The sequence below is a fragment of the Tepidimonas sp. genome (genome assembly GCF_046292505.1).
GTDB lineage: Bacteria > Pseudomonadota > Gammaproteobacteria > Burkholderiales > Burkholderiaceae_C > Tepidimonas.
In genome coordinates, this window is record NZ_JBKBQX010000158.1 from 1 (window position 1) to 839 (window position 839).

Below are 839 nucleotides of genomic sequence, written 5' to 3' on the forward strand. Positions count from 1 at the left end.
CCTGAACCTGTTCGCGCGGCTGCAGCGCAGCCTGCCGCTGGTACCGCTGGCCGGGGCGGATGCGCGCTTTCAGCCGGTGTGGGTCGGCGACGTCGCGCAAGCCATCGTCACCTGCCTGCAGCGCGACGACACCGTCGGCCGCACCTTCGAGGCGGTCGGCCCGGAGGTCTGGACGCTGGCCGACCTGGTGCGGCTGGCCGGACGGCTGAGCGGTCACCCGCGGCCGGTGATCGGCCTGCCGCGGGCATTGGGCTATTTCCAGGCGCTGCTGATGGAGCTGATGCCGGGCGAGCCGCTGCTGAGCACCGACAATCTGCGCTCGATGGAGGTGGACAACGTCGCCAGCGGCACCCTGCCGACCCTGGCCGACCTGGGCCTGACCCCGAGCGCGGTGGAGCCGGTGGCGGCCCGTTACCTGGACCTGGACGGGCCGGCCGATCCCCTGATTGCGATCCGCCGCACCGCGCATCAACGCCGGTAAAAAAGGGGGCCGCCGCCCTCACCCCGAGCGGCGGCCCATCGCTCTCCCCAGCTCAAAACTTGCGGCTGTACTGCACGCCAAAACCATTCTGGTGCATGCCGATGCGCGTGCCGGTCGGGTTCATCGCGCCGGACATGAAGTCCACGCTCGGCCCCACCACCGTCTCGCGCCGCCCGTGCCACAGCGCGAACGTCCACTCCGTGTTCTTGTCCGGCGCGTACGTGGCGCCGAGGGTGAAGTGCTCGCGGATCACGCCCGGGGCCAGCACGTTGAACATCGCGTCCTGCGGCCGGATCGGGTTGTCGCCCTTGTTGTAGCCGGCGCGCAGCGTCCACTGCGGGCTGGCCTGCCACTGCAC

General features: G+C 70.9%; 2 pseudogenes. One reads left to right on the plus strand and one right to left on the minus strand.

Features of this window, described 5'->3' with window-relative positions:
* Window positions 1-481, plus strand: a pseudogene (locus ACK4TH_RS12450) (complex I NDUFA9 subunit family protein); the annotation flags it as partial.
* Window positions 482-533: 52 nt separating this feature from the next.
* On the opposite strand, the pseudogene ACK4TH_RS12455 reads toward ACK4TH_RS12450, so the two are convergent.
* Window positions 534-839, minus strand: a pseudogene (locus tag ACK4TH_RS12455) (long-chain fatty acid transporter); the annotation flags it as partial.